The following is a 16,702-nucleotide window of genomic DNA, read 5'->3' as shown; positions in this document are numbered from 1 at the left end:
CCGCCGTGCTGACGCATCATGTGGACCATGAGCGAGCGTCTGCGGGGTGTGGTCGGCCAACTCGCGATCCGGCCCGGTGACCGGGTGCTGGAGATCGGCTGCGGTCAGGGCGTGGCCGCCACCCTGGTGTGCGAACTGCTGTCCACCGGCACGCTCACCGCGATCGACCGCTCCACCAGGATGATCGAGGCCGCGACCCGCCGCAACGCGTCGTACGTGGCGTCGGGCAAGGCGGAGTTCCTCATCGCGTCGCTGGAGGACATGAACCTCGGCGATCGTCGGTTCGACCTGGTGTTCGCGGTGCGGGTCGGGCTGTTCCACCGCGATCCCGGCCGGGCGAACGCGCTGCTGGAACCGTGGCTGGCACCCGGCGCGCGCGTGCTCTCGTTCTTCGACATCCCCGTCTAGATGCGGCCGAACAGGTCGGTGATCAGCTTCTTCGACGGCTCGACGCCCGCCGGGGACATCACTTCGATCTGGGTCTTGCCCTTGCGCGCGGCCACCGTGTGCTGCGCGGTCTCGGCACCGCCGGCAGTCGCCTCGTAGGCCTCGTCGAACAGGCCCTCGAGCGCCTTGGCCTTCTCGGGCTTGCCCTTGGCGAACGTGGTGGCGGTCGCGTTCGCCGTGAACCGCACCTCGACCGGCATGCCCGCGCCCACGTACCGGCAGGTCGTGACCGCCTTGTCGACGGTCTCCTGCTGGCCCTGCAGGCGCAGCCCGAGAGCCTTGCCCACGACGGAGGAGTTGGCGTTCGCGCAGTTGGGGCCGTTGCCCGCGGGCTGCTCGACGGTCGTCGGGGCCGGCGGCACCTGCGACGGCGCGGCCTCCGGGGTGGAGGTGCAGGCTGCGAGCAGGAACGCGGCGGCGGCGAGAAGGGTGATGCGCACATCCCTTCATCGGGCCTGCCGCCGCCGCGTTACCCCGTTCAGGCGCGGCCGGCGAGCCTCACCCCCGCCGTCGTACCCCGTTCAGGCGTCCAGGGTCAGCCGCAGGATCTCGTCGACACGGGCATTCCAGTCGACTTCCGCAACGGTGCCGTTGAGCACCGCCACCGCCGCGAGCGTCACGGTGCCCTCGACGTCCGCGGTCAGCACGGGGACCTTCGCCGTGGTGGTGAACGCCGTGCCCTGCGGCGCGGTCCGCGACTCCTCGCCGGTCCAGCCCCGCACGCCGACCAGCGAGGACGGCAGGTCCGTGGCCCAGCCGGTGAGCTCGGCCCTCGTGCCGGGCGGTGCGCCGATCACGCGGTGGATGCGCAGCTCCTGGTCGTCCCAGACGGCCGTGACGCTCTCGATCCGCAGGCCCGGCACCATGTGCTGGTTCGCGTCGAACACCGGCCGGTGCCAGGAGGCGGCCCAGTTGTCCGCCGCGCCCAGCGGGTGGATCCGCCTGCGCACGCTGCGGTCGCCCCGGACGACGAGGCTGATGTGGTTGTCGGCGACGTTGTGCCGCGCCGTCGGGCCGCTGGCCGTCGAGTAGGCGAAGCGGCTGTACAGCGGGTCGTCCTCGGTCGCGTACTCGCCCTCGAACGGACGGACGTGGTCGCTGCCGTGGTTGTGCAGCCGCGTCACGCCGTTGTGCCGCTGGATCAGGAAACCCGGGCCGGGCAGTGCGAGCGTGCGGTCCTCGTCCGGGCTCTCCTCCGGTGCCGTCCACAGTGGATGGTCGGGGCCGGCGAGCAGGCAGACGAACGCCTTCGACGCCCAGTACGGCGAGGCCGGTCCGGAGTAGACCTGGAGACCGGCCTCGTGCGGGCCGTGCCAGCCGAGACTGAGCAGGCCGTCGGTGAGCGATCCCCGGTCGAGGAAGTACTGGAGGGTCTTGCCGATGAGGTGACGGGAGTGGCCGGGGCTCAGCGGCGTCTCACCGGTGAGCGCGCCCAGTGCCACGGCCGACGCGGCGGCGAAGCGGTAGGTGAGCGATCGTCCGAAGTAGAGCGGCGCGCCGTCCGCGCCGAACATCAGGTGGAAGCTCTCCAGGTGCTCGCGCAGGTGGGTGGTGACGGGGCGGCCGTTCAGGTGCGCGTCCAGCGCCGGGTAGAGGTGCAGCGCCCAGCCGTTGTAGTGGTCGAACGCGCGGCCGTCGCCGTCGGAGTACCAGCCGTCGCCGACGTACCAGCCTTGGAGCAGTTCCATGGCGCGGTCCTGAGCTTGACGGGTCTCGTCGTCACCGCGTCCAGCCGACTCCAGGAACGACGCCACGGTGTACGGGAAGAAGTACCAGTTGTTGGCGGCGGGAACGTGCCGCAGCGCCTCCCGCAGCCAGGCCTCCGCCCGGTCCTGCACGGCCTCGGGAAGCTTGTCCCAGAGCCACGGTTTGGTGAGGCGCAGGCCCAGTGCCACCGAGGCCGACTCGACCATGGGCTGGCCGACGTCGAAGATCGCGGGCCACTCCCCCGCCGTGCCGGCCGCCAGCCCCGCGGCATAGCGCTCCAGCCAGTTGTGCGGGTCCTCGCCGTGCGCGGTGCGGAAGGCGGCGGCGAGGAACGTGCGGGCGTACCCCTCCAGCCCGTCCGACCGGACACCGCTGCGCGACGGCCTGCCCGGCAGATCCAGAAACGCCTGGTCCGGGGACGCGTACCGCCAGGCGGAGCCCAGCAGCGCGTCCGCCGTGTCCACCCACTGTTCGCGGCTGTGGCTCACGCGATGTGTTCCCTTCGTTCCGCGGGTACGGGTGTCTCGAACGGCTCGCCGGCCGCCCATCTGCGGACCTCTCCGAGCGCGTGCTGCCCGAGGCGGCCCCACTCGTTGCCCTGTGAGCCCGCCAGGTGGGGCGTGATGAGCACGTGGTCGTTGCGCCACAACGGGTGGTCCGCCGGCAGCACCTCGGGATCGGTCACGTCGAGCACCGCCCGGATCCGACCGGCCTCGCCCGCCAGCGCGTCCTGGTCGACGACGGCGCCGCGGGCGGTGTTGATCAGCACGGCGTCGTCGCGCAGCAGGCCGAGCAGCTCCGCGCTGACCAGCCCGACGGTCTCCGGCAGCAACGGCGTGTGCACGCTGACCACGTCGCTGCGGTCGAACAGCTCGGTGATGCTCACGGACTCGGCACCGTCCACTTCGGTCACGAACGGATCGTGCACCAGCACCTGGAAATCGTAGGGCGCGAGCAGCTCGATCACCCGCCGGCCGATCAGCGACGCGGACAGGATGCCGACCGTGGCGCCGAAGTTGCCCACTGATGACGAGACCCCGTACACCGACATCCGCTTGGTCTCGCGGTACTCGCGGGCACGTTCGAGCACCCGTTTGCCGCTCAGCAGGATCATCGCGACGGTGTACTCGGCGACCGGCAGCGCGTTGGCCTGGGCGGCCGACGACACCGCGATCCCCCGGGCCCAGCAGGCGTCGGTGACGAAGCCCTTGACCGACCCGGCGGTGTGCACGATCGCCTGGAGACTGGGCAGCCGATCGAGCACCTCGGCGGTGATCGGCGGGCAGCCCCAGCCCGTGACGAGCAGGTCGACGTCGGGAACGCCGGCGAAGTCCTCGCTCACGCCCTCGAAGTCGCACAGCGCCTTCAGATCGTGGAGCACGGGCGCGAGGACGGCGGCAGCGGCCTCCTCCGACATCACGCCCGCGGCCCTCACTTGACGGCTCCCGCGGTCATGCCGGCCTTCCAGAACCGTTGCAGCAACATGAACGCGACGATCAGCGGCAGCACCGCGAAGAGAGATCCCATGATCACCACCGGGTAGTACTCGGGAGACACCGTGGCCGAACTGTTCCACTGGTAGAGGCCGAGGCTGACGGGGTAGAGCTTCTGGTCGGACAACATCACCATGGGCAGGAAGAAGTTGTTCCAGATCGTGGTGAGCTGGAACAGGAACAGCGTCACCATGCCCGGCCCCAGCATCCGCAGCGCGACCTTGAAGTAGGTGGCGAGATCGCCCGCGCCGTCGATGCGGGCGGCCTCCAGCACCTCGTCCGGCACGTAGCCCTGGGAGAAGATCCGGCCGAGGTAGACGCCGAACGGGTTGAACAGCGCCGGGATGAACACCGCCCAGAACGTGTTCACCAGGCCCGCCTCGGACGCCATCAGGTACAGCGGCAGCGCGAGCACGGTCTGCGGCACCATGACCGCCGCGAGCACGAGCCCGAAGAGCTTCTCCTTGTGGCGGAAGGAGTACTTGTCGAACGCGTACCCGGAGGCGATCGAGATGAACGCGCTGGCGGCGGCGCCGATCACCGCGTACAGCAGGCTGTTGAGGTACCAGCGCCCGTACAGGCCCTTGTCCATCGCGAACAGGTTCTTGACGTTCTCGGAGAAGCTGAAGTCGCTGAACGAGAAGAAGTTGCTCTGGAACAACGCGTCGACGTTCTTCGTGGCGGCGAGCACCAGCCACATCACCGGCAGCAGGGTGTAGAGCACCGCGACGCCGATGACCACGTTCACCGTGGTCCGGCCGAGGAGGGTCATCAGGCGGCCTTCCTGTTCGTCCAGCGGGTGACGCCGAAGGACAGGGCGACCGTGAATGCCAGCAGGATCACGGAAGCGGCCGCGGCGAGGCCGTAGTTGTTGCGGGTGAACGCGGCGTCGTAGATGTACATGCTCGGCGAGAACCGGGCGCTGATCATGGGCGTGGACTGGCTGAGCAGCACGGGTTCGGTGAACAGCTGCAACGCCCAGATGAGCGTGAAGATGCCAACCGTGACGATCGCGCCGCGCACCAGCGGTGCCTTGATCCTCAAGGCCTGCTTCACCGGGCCCGCTCCGTCCACGACGGACGCTTCCAGGACTTCGCGCGGCACGGCCTGCAACGCGGCGTAGAAGATCACCATGTTGTAGCCGAGGTTGCTCCACAGGGCGATGTTCACGATCGACGGCAGCACCGTGTGGATGCCGAGGAAGTTGATCTGGATGTCGGCCTGGGCGAACAGGTCGATGATCGGGCTCAGCCCCGGCGTGTAGAGGTAGAGCCAGATCAGGGCCGCGATGATGCCCGGAACGGCGTGCGGCAGGTAGAGACCCATCTGCATCCAGCCGCGGAGCTTCGCCACCCCGGAGTCCAGCAGCAGCGCGAGGGTGAGCGCGCCGACGACCATCAGCGGGATGTAGAGCAGGCAGTACAGGACCACGGTCAGCAGGCCGTTGAGGAACGTCGGGTCGCTGAGCACGGCCACATAGCTGCGCAGGCCGACGAACACCGTGCTCTCCGGGCCGAAGCCCAGTCCCGGCTGGTCGGCGGCGAAGAAGCTGAGCCAGATCGCGGTGCCGGTCGGGATCAGGAACACCGTGACCAGCAACAGGAAGAACGGCGCCATCAGGACGGCGCAGGCGAGTCTGCCCTTCACCGCGCACCCTCCTCGGTGGACAGACCGAGGGCCTTGAGGTCCGGCATCGTGCCGCTCTGGGCCGTCCGCACGGCGTCGATCAGCGTGCCCTCACCGGCGCCCGCCTTCGCGAACCCGTCCTGCATCACCTTCAGGGTGGCGGTCATCCGCGGCCCCCACACCCAGCCGTCGCGGATCTTGTTCGCCTCCCGTTCGAAGAGCCGGTAGATGTCCTGACCGCCGTAGTACTCGCCGGGGAACGCCTTGGCGCCCGCCTCTACCAGACCGGGCGCGACCGGGTACTGGCTGCTGGTGCCGCTCTTGAGGCGAGCGGTGAGCGCGTCCGGGTGGGTGGTCTGCCACTCGATGAACTCCATGGCCGCCTCGGGCTCCCGGGAGTCCTTGGTGATCGCGAAGGTGGAGCCACCGTGCGTGCCGACCACCTGCTCGTCCCAGACCGGCATCGGGGCGATGCGCCACTTGCCCTTCTGGCCGGGCCGCGCCCGCATCTGCGCGCCCGCGTCCCACGCGCCGCTGAGCCTGGTGAGGATGCGGTCCTGGCCGATCTGGGCGTCGTGCTGCTTGCTGTCGCCCGCGTTGCGGAACACGACGTCCTCGTCGATGAGCCGCTGCCAGTAGGCCGCGACCTTCTGGGTGGGCCCGTCGGCGAGGGACACGCGCCACCTGCCGTCACCGGTGTCGAACCACTGCCCGCCTGCCTGCCAGGCGAAGCACGCGAACTGCGTGCCGCCGTCGGTGGGGAACAGGGCGAGCTTCTTGTCCGGGAACCTGCTCCTGACCGTGCGGGCGAGATCGGCGAACTCGTCCCAGGTCGCCGGGATCTCGAAACCGTTGGCCCGGAACAGGTCCTCGCGGTAGTGCAGGACCATCGGCTCGATGTCGAGCGGGACGCTGAACACGCGGTTGTCGAAGGTCGTGAGCTTGAGCGCCTGCGGCAGGAGCTTCTGCTTGACGCGTTCGGTCACGAGGTCGGTGATGTCCCTGGCGACGCCGTCGATCGCGTACCCCGGCACCTGCGGGTACTCGATCGTGGCGATGTCCGGTGCGTTGCCCGCACGAGCCGCGTTGCTGAGCTTGGCGTAGCCGCCCTGCCCACCCGAGGGGATCTGCTGGAAGACCACCCTGATGCGGTTCTGCGAGGAGTTGAACGCGTCGACGACCTGCTGACTACCTCGCAGGGCCGACCAGAACGTGATCTCTACCGGACCTCCGGCACCGCGGCGTTGCGGAGTGGAGCAGGCCGCCAATGGTGCCGTGAGACCCGCCGCGAGAAGTGTGCGACGACTCAGGCGCATGGAGCGCATCCTGATCGCCTGATCGGTTTGTCGTCAAGAAACGGTCAAACGCTCAGTCGATGAGCGGATCTTCAACGTCGGCAGCAGCTCGATGCGTTCGGAGGCTGTGACCTCGCCTTTCAGCTTCCGCAGCAGCAGTTCCGCGGCGACCCGGCCGACCTCCGTCTTCGGCGGAGCGACGGCCGTGAGCGGGATGCTGCCGAGCGACGCGACCACGTCGTCGTACGACACGACCGAGCACATCCGCGGCACCTCCATCCCGGCGTGCATCATCTGCTGGACCAGCATCAACGCGTCCTCGTCGCCGTGCAGCACCGCCGCCGTGGCGCGATGCTCCCGCAGCACGTCCACGAGCCCGGTGTCCGGCGAGCTCCGCACCGTGACGGCGTCCTCCAGGTCCGCCGAGATCTCCCGGAACGCCCTGCGCAGCACCCGCGCCGTCGGACTGTCTTCGCGTGCGGCCAGCACGATCCGACGGTGGCCGAGGTCGGTCAGGTGCTTCACGGCCAGATGCATGCCGTACCAGTGGTCCGAACACACGGAGTTCATCGCCCGCAGGCCTCCGCTCGGGCGGCGTTCCATGAGAACGGTCGGCACGCCGGTGTCCGCGAGCCAGTCGTCCTCTGCCTCCTCCTCGGACGTGCGCCAGCGCGGCGCCATCAGCAGCCCCTGCACCTGCTCGGTCAGCGCCTTCTCGACGATGGGCCGTTCGGCACCCCTGACCTGCGGCGCGATGTGCAGGACGACCCGCATACCGGCCTCTTCGAGCCTCTTGCGGGCGCCGTTCATCGTCTCGTACAGGTACGTGTGGCGCTCCGGCACGACCAACGCGATCGCGCCGTTCGTCGCCTGTTTCGGCGCCGGCTGCTCGACCGGGGTGAGCGATCGCGCGACGCCGTGCCCGCGGCGCAGCTTGCCGAGCCTGGCGAGCTCCTCGACGTCCCGCCGGATCGTGACGATCGAAACGTCCAGTTCCTCGGCCAGATCGCTCACCTTGACCGTGCCCCGCGACGCTGTGACGGCCAGAATCCGCTGCCGCCGTGCCTCGCTGGACTCCCGCATGACCGACCGCCTGTTCGTTTGAGCGTTTTGCCGGAGCATAGCTGAAACACCTCTCAGCGACCGGGGGCTAGCGTCGGCACCGAGGGGGACGACCAGACATGAAGATCGTGATTCCAGGCGGTACGGGGCAGGTCGGCGGCGTGCTGACCCGCGCACTCAGGGCGGCGGGCCACGACGTGGTGATCATCAGCCGCAACGCCGGCGTGCGGTGGGACGGCCACACGCTGGGCAGGTGGGCCGACGAGATCGACGGGGCCGACGTCGTGATCAACCTGGCCGGGCGGAGCGTGAGCTGCCGCTACACGGCGGAGAACCTGCGGCAGATGATGCGGTCGCGGGTGGATTCGGCACGGGTCGTCGGCGAGGCCATCGCGAAGGCGGACGACCCGCCCGCGGTCTGGCTGCAGATGAGCACCGCGACGATCTACGCGCACCGGTTCGACGCGGCCAACGACGAGGAGACCGGGATCATCGGCGGGCGCGAGCCGGACGTGCCGGGGTACTGGGCGTACAGCGTCGAGATCGCCAAGCGCTGGGAGGCCGAGCTGGACGAGGCCGACACTCCGGGCACCCGCAAGGTCGCGCTGCGGTCCGCGATGGTGATGAGCCCCGACCGCGGTGGCGTCTTCGACTACCTGTCGTGGCTGGCCCGGCTCGGACTGGGCGGCCCGGTGGCGGGCGGGCACCAGTACGTCTCGTGGATCCACGACGACGACTTCGTGCGAGCGGTCGCGCTGCTGATCAGGGAGCCGATCGCGGGGCCGGTCAACCTGGCCGCGCCGAACCCGGTGCCGCAGCGGGAGTTCATGCGCGACCTCCGCCAGGCCTGGAACGTGCCCGTGGGCCTGCCCGCGACCCGCTGGATGGCAGGGCTCGGGGCGTTCGCCCTGCGCACCGACACCGAGCTGCTGCTCAAGAGCCGCCGGGTCGTGCCGGGCAGGCTCGGGCAGGCCGGATTCGAGTTCCACTTCCCGAACTGGCGTGAGGCGGCGCAGAATCTGGCTGAGCGCAGGAGGTGACATGCCGAGGATCAACGACGTCGGCGGGCAGGACGGGTTCGGGCCCGTGATCGAGGAGCTCGACGAGCCGCCCTTCCACGCGGACTGGGAAGCGCACGTGATGGCCATGAACCGGGCGCTGATCAGGCAGGGCGTCTACAACCTGGACCAGTTCCGCGATGCCGTCGAACGGACCATGTCGCACGAGTCGTCGTACTACGAGAACTGGTTCCGCGCGATCCAGACCCTGCTGAAGGAGCGCGGCGTTGTCTGAGCGCTACCGCACCGGCGACCGCGTCCGGACGTCCACAGTGGACCCGGATCACCACACCCGGCTCCCGCACTACGCGCGCGGCCGCCTCGGCACGGTCATCGGCGGCGACGGCGTCCACCCACTGGCGGACCTGAGCGCGCGCGGAGTCCAGCAGCCACAACAGGTGTACCTGGTGCGGTTCTCCGCACGCGAACTGTTCGGCCACGGCGACCACAACGTGACGCTGTCCCTCTGGGAGGACTACCTCAGCGATGAGTGACGACCACGACGACTCCCCGATCGCCGCGCGCGTGCGGGAGCTGGAAGCGATCCTCGAGGAGAAGGGGCTGCTGGACCCCAGGGAACTGGACCAGGTGCTGGAGGCGTTCGCGCACAAGGCCTCACCGGCCAACGGATTCCGGGTCGTGGCACGGGCCTGGACCGACGACGGCTTCCGGAGGCGGCTGCTGGAGAACGCGAACGAGGCGCTGCCCGAGCTCGGCCTGTCGATGGGCGGCGGCCTGCAGGTGCAACGGCTGCACGTCGTCGAGAACACCGAGGACGTGCACAACGTCATCGTCTGCACGCTCTGCAGCTGCTACCCGCTCTCGCTGCTCGGGCCGTCCCCCACCTGGTACAAGAGCACGGCCTACCGCTCGAAGGTGGTCAGCCACCCGCGGGAGGTGCTGGAGCAGTTCGGGCTGACGCTGCCCGGGACCACCAGGATCGAGGTCTGGGACGCGAACGCCGAGTCGCGGTACATGGTGCTGCCGCGCCGGCCCTCTGGCACGGAAGACCTCTCCGAAGCCGAGCTGGCGGAACGGGTGACGCGCAACGGGCTGATCGGCACCGCGGCCGTGTGACCGCGGTGCCGCACCGCTGACTACAGGTTCTTCATGATGGTGTCGATCGCCTTGCCGAGCTGCGCGTACTTCTGCGTGTACAGCACGGGGTACACGCCGGGCGGGTCGGCCGGGCGGTTCGCGTCCACGTAGTCGGTGCCCAGGTTGCAGAACACGACCACGATGTAGTTGCGGTTGTCCTTGCCCCGCAACGACTTCACGATGCCCGCGTCGGAACCGGTCGTGTCGACCCAGCCCGTCTTGTGCGCGAACGTCACCTCGGCGGCGTCGTTGCACGGGCGGACGTCACGGTCGTAGACCGCGTCGCCGACGGTCACGGTGCCGTCCGGCTTGATCCAGCGCGACGGCACCTGCTGCGGGATGCCCTGCGTCGGGTAGTCGCGGCCGCACCAGTTCGGCGTGGACAGCATCTCGTTGTGGCCCTGGCCCGCCAGCGTCTCCTGGAAGAACTTCCGCGACGAGGACGAGAGTTCGTTGCGGGTGACCTGCTTGCCCTTGTCGGTCGTCCACAGCACGCCCGCGCCGCCGTTGACCAGCAGCAGGAGCTTCGCGGTGTCGAGGCCGCTCATGTTGGAGCCGATCCACTGGCCGCCGTTGCCCGGCAGCGTGCCGGTGACCATCAGGGTCGGCATGCCGAGGTCGGCGAACGTCTGGTTGACCTCGCCCCACGCGTTGTGGTCGTGGATCAGCTTGATCAGCGAGCAGGTCGACTCGTTCTGCGACTTCGTGATCATCTCGTCGAAGTGCTGCCGGATCTTCTTCACCGACGGGCCGCCGCACGCCGGGCGCACCGGGTCCGGGGCGTAGACGTAGTCGGCGTCGAGGTCGATCTTGCCCTGGTCGGCCAGGCGCAGGACGCCGAAGCCCACCATCAGCTTCAGCACCGACGCGGGGTACGGCGAGGAGAAGTCGATCGCCGCGTTCTCCCGGCCCGGCAGCACGTCGACGGTGCCCTTGCCGCCGTTGACGTCCCACTCGGTGTCGTCCCACCAGCGGTAGCGCACCTGGTCGGTGGACAGCCCCTTCTGCGTGACCGGGACGACCACGCCGTTCGGGTACTGCGGGCTGAGCAGCACGTTCGCCACGGACTTCGGGCGGCCCAGGACGTCGAGCTCGATGATCGCCGCGTCCATGTTCGGCGTCTGGTGCAACGGCTTGCCCGCCGCCGCGGCCGTCAACGACCGGGCCTTGTTCATCAGCTCGGCGGGTGAGGCGTCGTACTTCTCCCGCTTGCCCGCCGACCGCGCGCCCGGCTCCGGCGGGGTCAGGTCGATGACGTCCTTGAAGTTCTGCGCGACGATCGCCTCACGCAGCCGGTCGGCCAGCGGGCGGTGGTACTCGTCGGCCGACGCCGCCGGCGCGAGGCTCGCACCCGCGAGCGCGACAACCGTGCCCAGCACGGCAAAACGCTTCAGTTTCATTCACTTCCCCAGTTTGAAGTGGATCCAGCGCGGTCGAACTGTATCGAGTGCTGATCATCACCGCGCATCCGTCCACATAGACGCCTCGGACTCCTGTCACGTTGCACGGATCAGCGAACCGGCTCCGGCACGCTCTCCAGCGACCGCACGGACCGGGATGCGAGCATCCCCGCGGTCGCGAGCAGGTAGATCGCGGCGCACCCGAGCAGGGCCGCCGACGTCCCGAACGCGTGCGACACCGGCCCGATCGCGAGCTGGGCCAGCGGAATCGCCACGAACGAGCCGAGCATGTCGTAGGAGTACACGCGTGCGAGCCGGTCAGCAGGCACGTGGTGCTGCAACGCCACCTCCCACGCCACTCCGAACTGCTCCAGGCCCAGCCCGGACGCGAACGACGTGAGAAGCAACAGCCACGGCGCCGGATGCACGACCATGGCCACCGGCAGCAACGCGAAGCCCGCCACGCACGCCACTCCGAGCAGCAGCGGCCGGCGCACCCTGATCCGCATCACGACGAACGCGCCGGCGACCATGCCCGCGGTCTGCGCGGCCAGGATCAGGCCCCACATCTCGCGCCCGAACGTCGTGTCCGCCAGCACCGGGCCGAGGACCATCACGCCGCCGACGAGGGCCGCGTTGACGAACGTGAAGGCCACGACCACGACCCAGACCCATTGCCGTGACACGAACTCCGTCCAGCCCACCTTCAGCTCGGCCAGCGCGGACGGCTTGTGCTCGGCGGCGGCCTGCGCGGCAGGGACGCGCACGAACGCGAAGAACACGCCTGCCAGCGCGAACGAGAGCGCGTCCACGGCGAGGCCCCAGCCCGGACCGGTGAAGGCGATCAGCAGTCCGCCCAGTGCCGCGCCGCCGATGCGCGCCGAGTTCAACCCCAGGCGCAGCAACGCGTTGGCCTGCAGCCGCAGGCCGGCGGGCACGGTCTGCGGCACCAGCGCGGCGGAGGCCGGGAGGGAGAAGGCGCTCGACATCCCGTTGACCGCCGACAGCACCACGAACCAGGTCACCGACGCCGTGCCGGTCAGCACGAGCACGGCGATCAGGGCCTGGCTGGCGAAGCTGACCGCGCACGACCCGGCGAGCACGAGGTGGCGTGGCAGCCGGTCCGCGACCACTCCTCCCCACAGCAGGAACACCACGTTGGTCAGCGACCGTGCAGCGACGACGATGCCCAGCGACGTGATCGACGAGGTGAGGTCGAGAACGGCGAACGCCAGCGCGATCGGCGCCATGGCGTTGCCCGCGATGGTCGTGAAGCGGCCCGCGAGAAGCCAGCGGAAAGCCGGATGCGCGAGCGGCGCGAGTGATGCCCCCATCAGGAAAACCTATAACGGCGGGAGCCGCCCGACCCCGAGGATCGAGCGGCTCCCGGTCATCGCACCCTCGGGTGCGATGAGGCGATGACCACCGCGGCGGCGACGGTCACCAGGTTCTTCAGGATGTACTGGGCTTCGAACGACGCCCGCAGCGGACCGGCCCACATCTCGCCGGGGAACAACACCAGCGGTGTCGACACCAGCACGACGTGGCCGACGAGCAGGACCGCGCACAATCGCGGTGCGCGGAAGCTCAGCAGAACCAGTGCGATCCCGATCTCGGTGATCGCGGCACTCACTCGGGCCAAATCCCCGTGGACGATCCCGAACGTCAGCACGGAGACCGTGCGTTCGACGAGATCCTGGGCAGGGCTGCCACCGGGAAAGAGCTTCAGCACGCCGAACCAGAGGTACACGACCCCCAGCCCAATGCGCAGCAGAGGAATTCCCGACTCTCGCGCAAAACGAGTCAGGCGTTCTTCCGTGCTTGCACGGCGTGTGGTTTCCGGACTCGACATGATCTCCCTCTCCTGTCTGACTGCCACCACCCAGTCAGACAGGACGAACGAGGAAGGATCAGCTGATCGGATCTCCCAGCGGGTTCAGCAGGTCGGCCTTGCCCTCGAACGCGAACAGCAGCAGGTCGACCATGCGGAACGTGCCGGAGTCCGGGCCGAGGGTCGGCCGCCAGTACGGCGAGCGCACGATCGAGATCCGGCTGCCCTCCATCGCGCGGTGGAAGACCTCCGCGGTGATCCGGCCGCCGACCGGGCCCATCCGCCCGTTGCCGACCTCGGCCTCGCGCAGGACGTAGAACCACAGCGGGGTGGCCTCGACGAGTTGCGCCTTCTGCTGTTCGGACAGGCCGTCGAGGACCGCGCCGCCGTTGCCCACCAGGATCTGCTCGGCGGTGAGCGGCTCGGCCTCGAACAACTCGGCGATCTGCTGACCGGTGGCGAGTTCCATCATCGAGGCCCTGGTCAGGTTCCGGAACGCGAGGTTGCGCTCGATCTCCCGGAACTGCGTGCCGCGGCCGCCGAACGTGCCGGCCGGCAGCTGCGTCAGCGGGTCGACCAGCAGCGTGTCGATCCGCTTCGTGACGTTGCCGCCGTCGAACTCCGCCGGCGCGGCCAGGTCGTCGCGGTCCGCTTCGGTGAAGTCGTAGAGCCTGCGGAAGTCCGCGATCCAGTTGCTGGGCAACGTGAAGAAGTCGCCCCTGGTCACGTCGTCGAGGTCGCCCGGCAGCGCGGACGACGGGTCGAAGTTGCCGCTCACCCCGGTGAAGGTGAAGAGCTGGAACAACGACGCCGGCGCTCCCACCGGACCGCCGCTGCGGAACACGCGGTTCCACTGGTACGCGCCGCGGACCTGGCTGTGCCCGAAGCGGTAGGAGGCGACCGAGAACTCGATCGGCATGGTCGGCGAGTCGTGCCGGCTGCGGCCGGGCACCTCGAAGAACCTGCGGCCGTTGGTGAAGACGTCCTCCACGATCGCCGGGTCGATGATCCGCGGCAGGTGGTCGGTCTTCAGCATCCACTGGTAGTGCCGCACCACGAGCTCCTTGGCGGCGCGGAACAGCCGCTCACCCGTGAGGCCGGTGAGCGCGAGCTCGTCGACCACGCGGTTGTGGAAGCGCAGGAACGCGAGATGCGTCTGCGCCACCACGAGGTTCTCGTCGTTGCGGGCGTCCGGGATCAGCGGCAGCCGCCGATCCGCCGCCGTGCCGCCCGTCCCGCCGCGGCGCGGCAGGTCGAAGCCCTCGAACGGGACGTTGGTGCCCTCGTCCGGGAACGGCACCGGCGTCGTGGTGCCGACCTTGAACTTCACGCCGTCCTGGGCGTAGAAGACCTGGTCGTCCTTGTCGCGCGGGCCGCGGCCGTAGACCGAGTCGAGGTCCAGCGCCGGCGAGCGGCCCTGCATCAGCTCGTCGAGGTTGACGTCCTGCCCGAGCTGCGACTCGGTGCGGTCCATGGTCAGGTCGTGGTCGACGAACTGGCCGAGGTAGGTGAACCCCGCGGGCACGGCCGGATCGGCCGAATCGGGTTGCGCGACGTTCGCGGTGATCGCGGTCGCGAGGGCTACCCGCGTCTCCTCGTCCGTTCGCGGCCCTTTCGGCCCCAGTCGCGAGAACCGGAACCTGCGCAACTCCTCCGCCGTGGAGGGCTGACGCGTGGTGGCCTCACCTTTGCCGTCGAATTCCAGCACACCTTCGCCCACGACGAAGAAACTGTCGCGCACGTGCCTCTTCATGTTTCCCCCTGTTTTTCCCTCTGTCAGGCGACCTGTTCTCCCCAACAAGCACCTGCCCCACCGCCAGTCTCCAGACGGTCTAAATTACCGTCGAAGCTTTTGGTCAAAACCAAAATGTGGTCACACAGCGGATACGAGGTGGTCCGGAATATTCGTGAATTCCTCAAGATCGGCGATCCGCCCGGCCAGGTTCTCAGCGACGTCGTGATAAGTCCTCGTGTTCAGCACGTGCTGGATTCGATCAGCGAGTACGGCCGCGGTCAGTCCTTTCACCTCCACCTGGACGCCCGCGCCGAGATCTTGAATTCGCGCGGCGTTGCGAGGCTGGTCGGCGAACAACGGCACCGCGACCATCGGCACGCCCGCGGTGAGCCCCTCCCGCACGTCGCTGTAGCCCGCGTGCGTGACGAACACCTTCGCGGTGCTGGGGAGCATGCCGAGCGCCTCCACCACGACGTGCGGCAACCGCGAGCCGGACGGCAGGTGGGCGCCGAACGACGCGACGACCCCGCGGTCCCGTTCGATCGGCATTCGGAAGTGGTGCTGGGCCGGATGCCAGAACGCCGGGGTCAGGCCCGCGACGAAGGCCGGTTCGGTCGCCCCCACCCCGAACCTCGCGCGGACCTTGTCCATGAGCTCGTCGAGGAGCGGGATCTCCAGCGGCGCGAACGGGGCCGTGTCGACCAGCGCGTGCGGGATGCCGAGCACCTCGGCGGCGATCTGGCCGCCGTACTCGCTGGTCTCGCGCAGGATGACGTCGGGGCGCCAGGTGCGAGCGAAGTCGAGGACGTTCGCGGCCGTCGCGACCACCAGCTCCGCCGACCAGAACGGCGCTTTCAGCACGCCGTCGCGTTCGGGGATCCACGACGACGGAGGACTCAGGTCGTACGGCGCCGTCACGACCACCGCGTCGTGCCCCCGCTCCCGGAACGCTTTCGCGAGCGGCGCCACCGGTTCCGGGCGAGAGCGACTGGGCAACGACGTCAGCAGAACACGCATGCGAACCAGTTTCGCGACCGCCACCACTGGGTACAGCTGCGAAATGCTCGAAGTCACGGTGACCGAGTCGTCACCTGCCTCCACCCTCGTCGCGGTCTCCGGCGAACTCGCCGGTCCTGGCTCGAAGCGGCTGCTCGCGAAGCTCGACCGCCTTCTCGACCAGGGCCACCGCTACGTGGTGCTGGACCTGACAGCCGTCACCTTCTGCGATTCCAGCGGGATCAGCGCGTTGGTGCGAGGCCACGCCCGCGCCTCGGCCGCCGCGGGTGGGTTGAAGCTCTCCGCCGCGTCCGGCCAGGTGACGAAGGTGCTCGAAATGTCAGGGCTCGCGCGGATGCTCGGCCTTCAGTCCACAGTGGACATTTAGTTCCGGGGAAGATCTAGGAGCAGACAGGTCGCATCGCCTCGGCCAGCGCGTTCTCGTGCAACCGGTCGAGCCGGTGCAGCACCACCGCGGACCGTTCCGCGATGGTCGCGTGGATCTCGCACTTCAGCGTCGGGTGGCGGAGCTGTTCGGTGTCCTTGAGCTCGGCCAGGATCTCGGTCGTCAGCCAGTCGAGGATCGGGCGGACCTCGGTGCCCAGATCGGGCCGGCGCCGCGGAACCTCCTCCGGGTGCTCGGTCCACCGGGCGTACAGGCCGCGCTGCACGAACTTGTTCGCCTCGATCTGGGCGCGGAAGAACCTGGCCGCGTTCTCCGGGTCGAGCCGCAGGTCCACGGCCTTGGTGCGCACGCCGTCGAGCACCTGCTGTTCGCGCACGGGATCGTCGATCGGCTGCGTCGTGCCGAACTTGGCCGCGGCCACCAGGTCGGCGACCTGGACGCGCTGCGCGGCGAGGCCGGTGAGCTCACCGAGCGGGCCGACCGGGGTGAGTGACGCGGCGAGGGTCAGTGCGACCGCCAGAAGCATCATGATCTCCGAGAGTGCCATG

The 16,702-nt window shown here is 69.2% G+C and carries 19 protein-coding genes; 6 read left to right on the top strand and 13 right to left on the bottom strand.

All coding sequences use genetic code 11. The features are described 5' to 3' along the window. The first annotated feature begins 27 nt into the window (after positions 1–27). Positions 28–408, top strand: coding sequence for a class I SAM-dependent methyltransferase (locus ACIRG5_RS07355; RefSeq protein ID WP_402901578.1), 381 nt, complete (start codon positions 28–30; stop codon positions 406–408). On the opposite strand, the gene ACIRG5_RS07350 is transcribed toward ACIRG5_RS07355, so the two are convergent. The 7 genes from ACIRG5_RS07350 to ACIRG5_RS07320 form a co-directional block, all read right to left on the bottom strand. Then, entirely contained in the window at positions 405–887 is a 483-nt protein-coding gene (locus ACIRG5_RS07350; protein WP_319973477.1) for a hypothetical protein, read from the bottom strand. The genes ACIRG5_RS07355 and ACIRG5_RS07350 overlap by 4 nt on opposite strands. An 81-nt stretch (positions 888–968) precedes the next feature. Next, entirely contained in the window at positions 969–2,642 is a 1,674-nt protein-coding gene (locus ACIRG5_RS07345; RefSeq protein WP_402901575.1) for a DUF2264 domain-containing protein, read from the bottom strand. Continuing rightward, on the bottom strand, positions 2,639–3,589 hold the full coding sequence (locus ACIRG5_RS07340; protein WP_402901572.1) for a hydroxyacid dehydrogenase: 951 nt from the start codon (positions 3,587–3,589) through the stop codon (positions 2,639–2,641). Before ACIRG5_RS07340 ends, ACIRG5_RS07345 begins: the two co-directional genes overlap by 4 nt. Beyond that, positions 3,586–4,419 (bottom strand): carbohydrate ABC transporter permease, encoded by an 834-nt coding sequence (locus tag ACIRG5_RS07335; protein ID WP_402901570.1) that lies wholly within the window; start codon positions 4,417–4,419, stop codon positions 3,586–3,588. The genes ACIRG5_RS07340 and ACIRG5_RS07335 overlap by 4 nt, the downstream gene beginning before the upstream one ends. Continuing rightward, positions 4,419–5,294: a carbohydrate ABC transporter permease gene (locus ACIRG5_RS07330; protein WP_402901567.1), complete on the bottom strand. Its 876-nt coding sequence runs from the start codon at positions 5,292–5,294 to the stop codon at positions 4,419–4,421. Before ACIRG5_RS07330 ends, ACIRG5_RS07335 begins: the two co-directional genes overlap by 1 nt. Continuing rightward, positions 5,291–6,589 (bottom strand): ABC transporter substrate-binding protein, encoded by a 1,299-nt coding sequence (locus ACIRG5_RS07325; RefSeq protein WP_402901565.1) that lies wholly within the window; start codon positions 6,587–6,589, stop codon positions 5,291–5,293. Before ACIRG5_RS07325 ends, ACIRG5_RS07330 begins: the two co-directional genes overlap by 4 nt. A 33-nt stretch (positions 6,590–6,622) precedes the next feature. Further along, entirely contained in the window at positions 6,623–7,651 is a 1,029-nt protein-coding gene (locus ACIRG5_RS07320) for a substrate-binding domain-containing protein (protein WP_402901562.1), read from the bottom strand. Between the two features lie 98 nt (positions 7,652–7,749). Between ACIRG5_RS07320 and ACIRG5_RS07315 the strand changes: the two genes are divergently transcribed. The 4 genes from ACIRG5_RS07315 to ACIRG5_RS07300 are packed head-to-tail and all read left to right on the top strand — an operon-like array spanning position 7,750 to position 9,765. Next, complete coding sequence (locus tag ACIRG5_RS07315; RefSeq protein WP_402901559.1) at positions 7,750–8,670, top strand: TIGR01777 family oxidoreductase; 921 nt, start codon at positions 7,750–7,752, stop codon at positions 8,668–8,670. 1 nt (position 8,671) lies between these two features. Then, a complete protein-coding gene (locus tag ACIRG5_RS07310) occupies positions 8,672–8,923 on the top strand; it encodes a hypothetical protein (protein ID WP_402901557.1) in 252 nt (83 codons plus the stop codon). Then, positions 8,916–9,182 (top strand): SH3-like domain-containing protein, encoded by a 267-nt coding sequence (locus tag ACIRG5_RS07305; RefSeq protein ID WP_401023883.1) that lies wholly within the window; start codon positions 8,916–8,918, stop codon positions 9,180–9,182. Before ACIRG5_RS07310 ends, ACIRG5_RS07305 begins: the two co-directional genes overlap by 8 nt. Then, positions 9,175–9,765: a nitrile hydratase subunit alpha gene (locus ACIRG5_RS07300; RefSeq protein WP_402901554.1), complete on the top strand. Its 591-nt coding sequence runs from the start codon at positions 9,175–9,177 to the stop codon at positions 9,763–9,765. The genes ACIRG5_RS07305 and ACIRG5_RS07300 overlap by 8 nt, the downstream gene beginning before the upstream one ends. 20 nt (positions 9,766–9,785) lie before the next feature. Here the strand turns inward: ACIRG5_RS07300 and ACIRG5_RS07295 are convergent, their stop codons facing one another. The 5 genes from ACIRG5_RS07295 to ACIRG5_RS07275 all read right to left on the bottom strand — a co-directional run bounded on the left by ACIRG5_RS07295 (position 9,786) and on the right by ACIRG5_RS07275 (position 15,769). Further along, entirely contained in the window at positions 9,786–11,165 is a 1,380-nt protein-coding gene (locus tag ACIRG5_RS07295) for a serine hydrolase (RefSeq protein ID WP_402901552.1), read from the bottom strand. 131 nt (positions 11,166–11,296) lie between these two features. Further along, a complete protein-coding gene (locus ACIRG5_RS07290) occupies positions 11,297–12,520 on the bottom strand; it encodes an MFS transporter (protein ID WP_402901549.1) in 1,224 nt (407 codons plus the stop codon). Positions 12,521–12,576: 56 nt separating this feature from the next. Beyond that, positions 12,577–12,936 carry a hypothetical protein gene (locus ACIRG5_RS07285; RefSeq protein WP_402901546.1) on the bottom strand — a complete coding sequence of 120 codons (360 nt, stop codon included), beginning with the start codon at positions 12,934–12,936 and terminating at the stop codon, positions 12,577–12,579. A 160-nt stretch (positions 12,937–13,096) separates the two neighbouring features. Further along, positions 13,097–14,770 (bottom strand): heme peroxidase family protein, encoded by a 1,674-nt coding sequence (locus tag ACIRG5_RS07280; RefSeq protein ID WP_402901543.1) that lies wholly within the window; start codon positions 14,768–14,770, stop codon positions 13,097–13,099. Between the two features lie 120 nt (positions 14,771–14,890). Then, positions 14,891–15,769: a glycosyltransferase gene (locus ACIRG5_RS07275; RefSeq protein WP_402901541.1), complete on the bottom strand. Its 879-nt coding sequence runs from the start codon at positions 15,767–15,769 to the stop codon at positions 14,891–14,893. Positions 15,770–15,812: 43 nt separating this feature from the next. On the opposite strand from ACIRG5_RS07275, the gene ACIRG5_RS07270 reads away from it, so the two are divergent. Next, positions 15,813–16,136 carry an STAS domain-containing protein gene (locus tag ACIRG5_RS07270; RefSeq protein WP_402901538.1) on the top strand — a complete coding sequence of 108 codons (324 nt, stop codon included), beginning with the start codon at positions 15,813–15,815 and terminating at the stop codon, positions 16,134–16,136. A 13-nt stretch (positions 16,137–16,149) separates the two neighbouring features. Here ACIRG5_RS07270 and ACIRG5_RS07265 read toward each other — a convergent pair whose 3' ends face one another. Then, on the bottom strand, positions 16,150–16,701 hold the full coding sequence (locus tag ACIRG5_RS07265) for a chorismate mutase (RefSeq protein WP_402901535.1): 552 nt from the start codon (positions 16,699–16,701) through the stop codon (positions 16,150–16,152). Position 16,702: the final 1 nt, after the last annotated feature.

Source organism: Lentzea sp. NPDC102401 (assembly GCF_044765805.1).
Taxonomy (GTDB): Bacteria; Actinomycetota; Actinomycetes; order Mycobacteriales; family Pseudonocardiaceae; genus Lentzea; species Lentzea sokolovensis.
Note: the sequence above shows the minus strand (reverse complement) of the source record. Positions and strands in the feature narration are given on the sequence as shown.

Coding starts and splice junctions, on each gene's coding strand:
- ACIRG5_RS07315 (WP_402901559.1), top strand. CDS start 7,750: ATGAAGATCGTGATTCCAGGCGGTACGGGGCAGGTCGGCGGCGTGCTG.
- ACIRG5_RS07320 (WP_402901562.1), bottom strand. CDS start 7,651: ATGCGGGAGTCCAGCGAGGCACGGCGGCAGCGGATTCTGGCCGTCACA.
- ACIRG5_RS07275 (WP_402901541.1), bottom strand. CDS start 15,769: ATGCGTGTTCTGCTGACGTCGTTGCCCAGTCGCTCTCGCCCGGAACCG.
- ACIRG5_RS07300 (WP_402901554.1), top strand. CDS start 9,175: ATGAGTGACGACCACGACGACTCCCCGATCGCCGCGCGCGTGCGGGAG.
- ACIRG5_RS07310 (WP_402901557.1), top strand. CDS start 8,672: ATGCCGAGGATCAACGACGTCGGCGGGCAGGACGGGTTCGGGCCCGTG.
- ACIRG5_RS07290 (WP_402901549.1), bottom strand. CDS start 12,520: ATGGGGGCATCACTCGCGCCGCTCGCGCATCCGGCTTTCCGCTGGCTT.
- ACIRG5_RS07270 (WP_402901538.1), top strand. CDS start 15,813: ATGCTCGAAGTCACGGTGACCGAGTCGTCACCTGCCTCCACCCTCGTC.
- ACIRG5_RS07335 (WP_402901570.1), bottom strand. CDS start 4,419: ATGACCCTCCTCGGCCGGACCACGGTGAACGTGGTCATCGGCGTCGCG.
- ACIRG5_RS07280 (WP_402901543.1), bottom strand. CDS start 14,770: ATGAAGAGGCACGTGCGCGACAGTTTCTTCGTCGTGGGCGAAGGTGTG.
- ACIRG5_RS07325 (WP_402901565.1), bottom strand. CDS start 6,589: ATGCGCCTGAGTCGTCGCACACTTCTCGCGGCGGGTCTCACGGCACCA.
- ACIRG5_RS07265 (WP_402901535.1), bottom strand. CDS start 16,701: ATGGCACTCTCGGAGATCATGATGCTTCTGGCGGTCGCACTGACCCTC.
- ACIRG5_RS07355 (WP_402901578.1), top strand. CDS start 28: ATGAGCGAGCGTCTGCGGGGTGTGGTCGGCCAACTCGCGATCCGGCCC.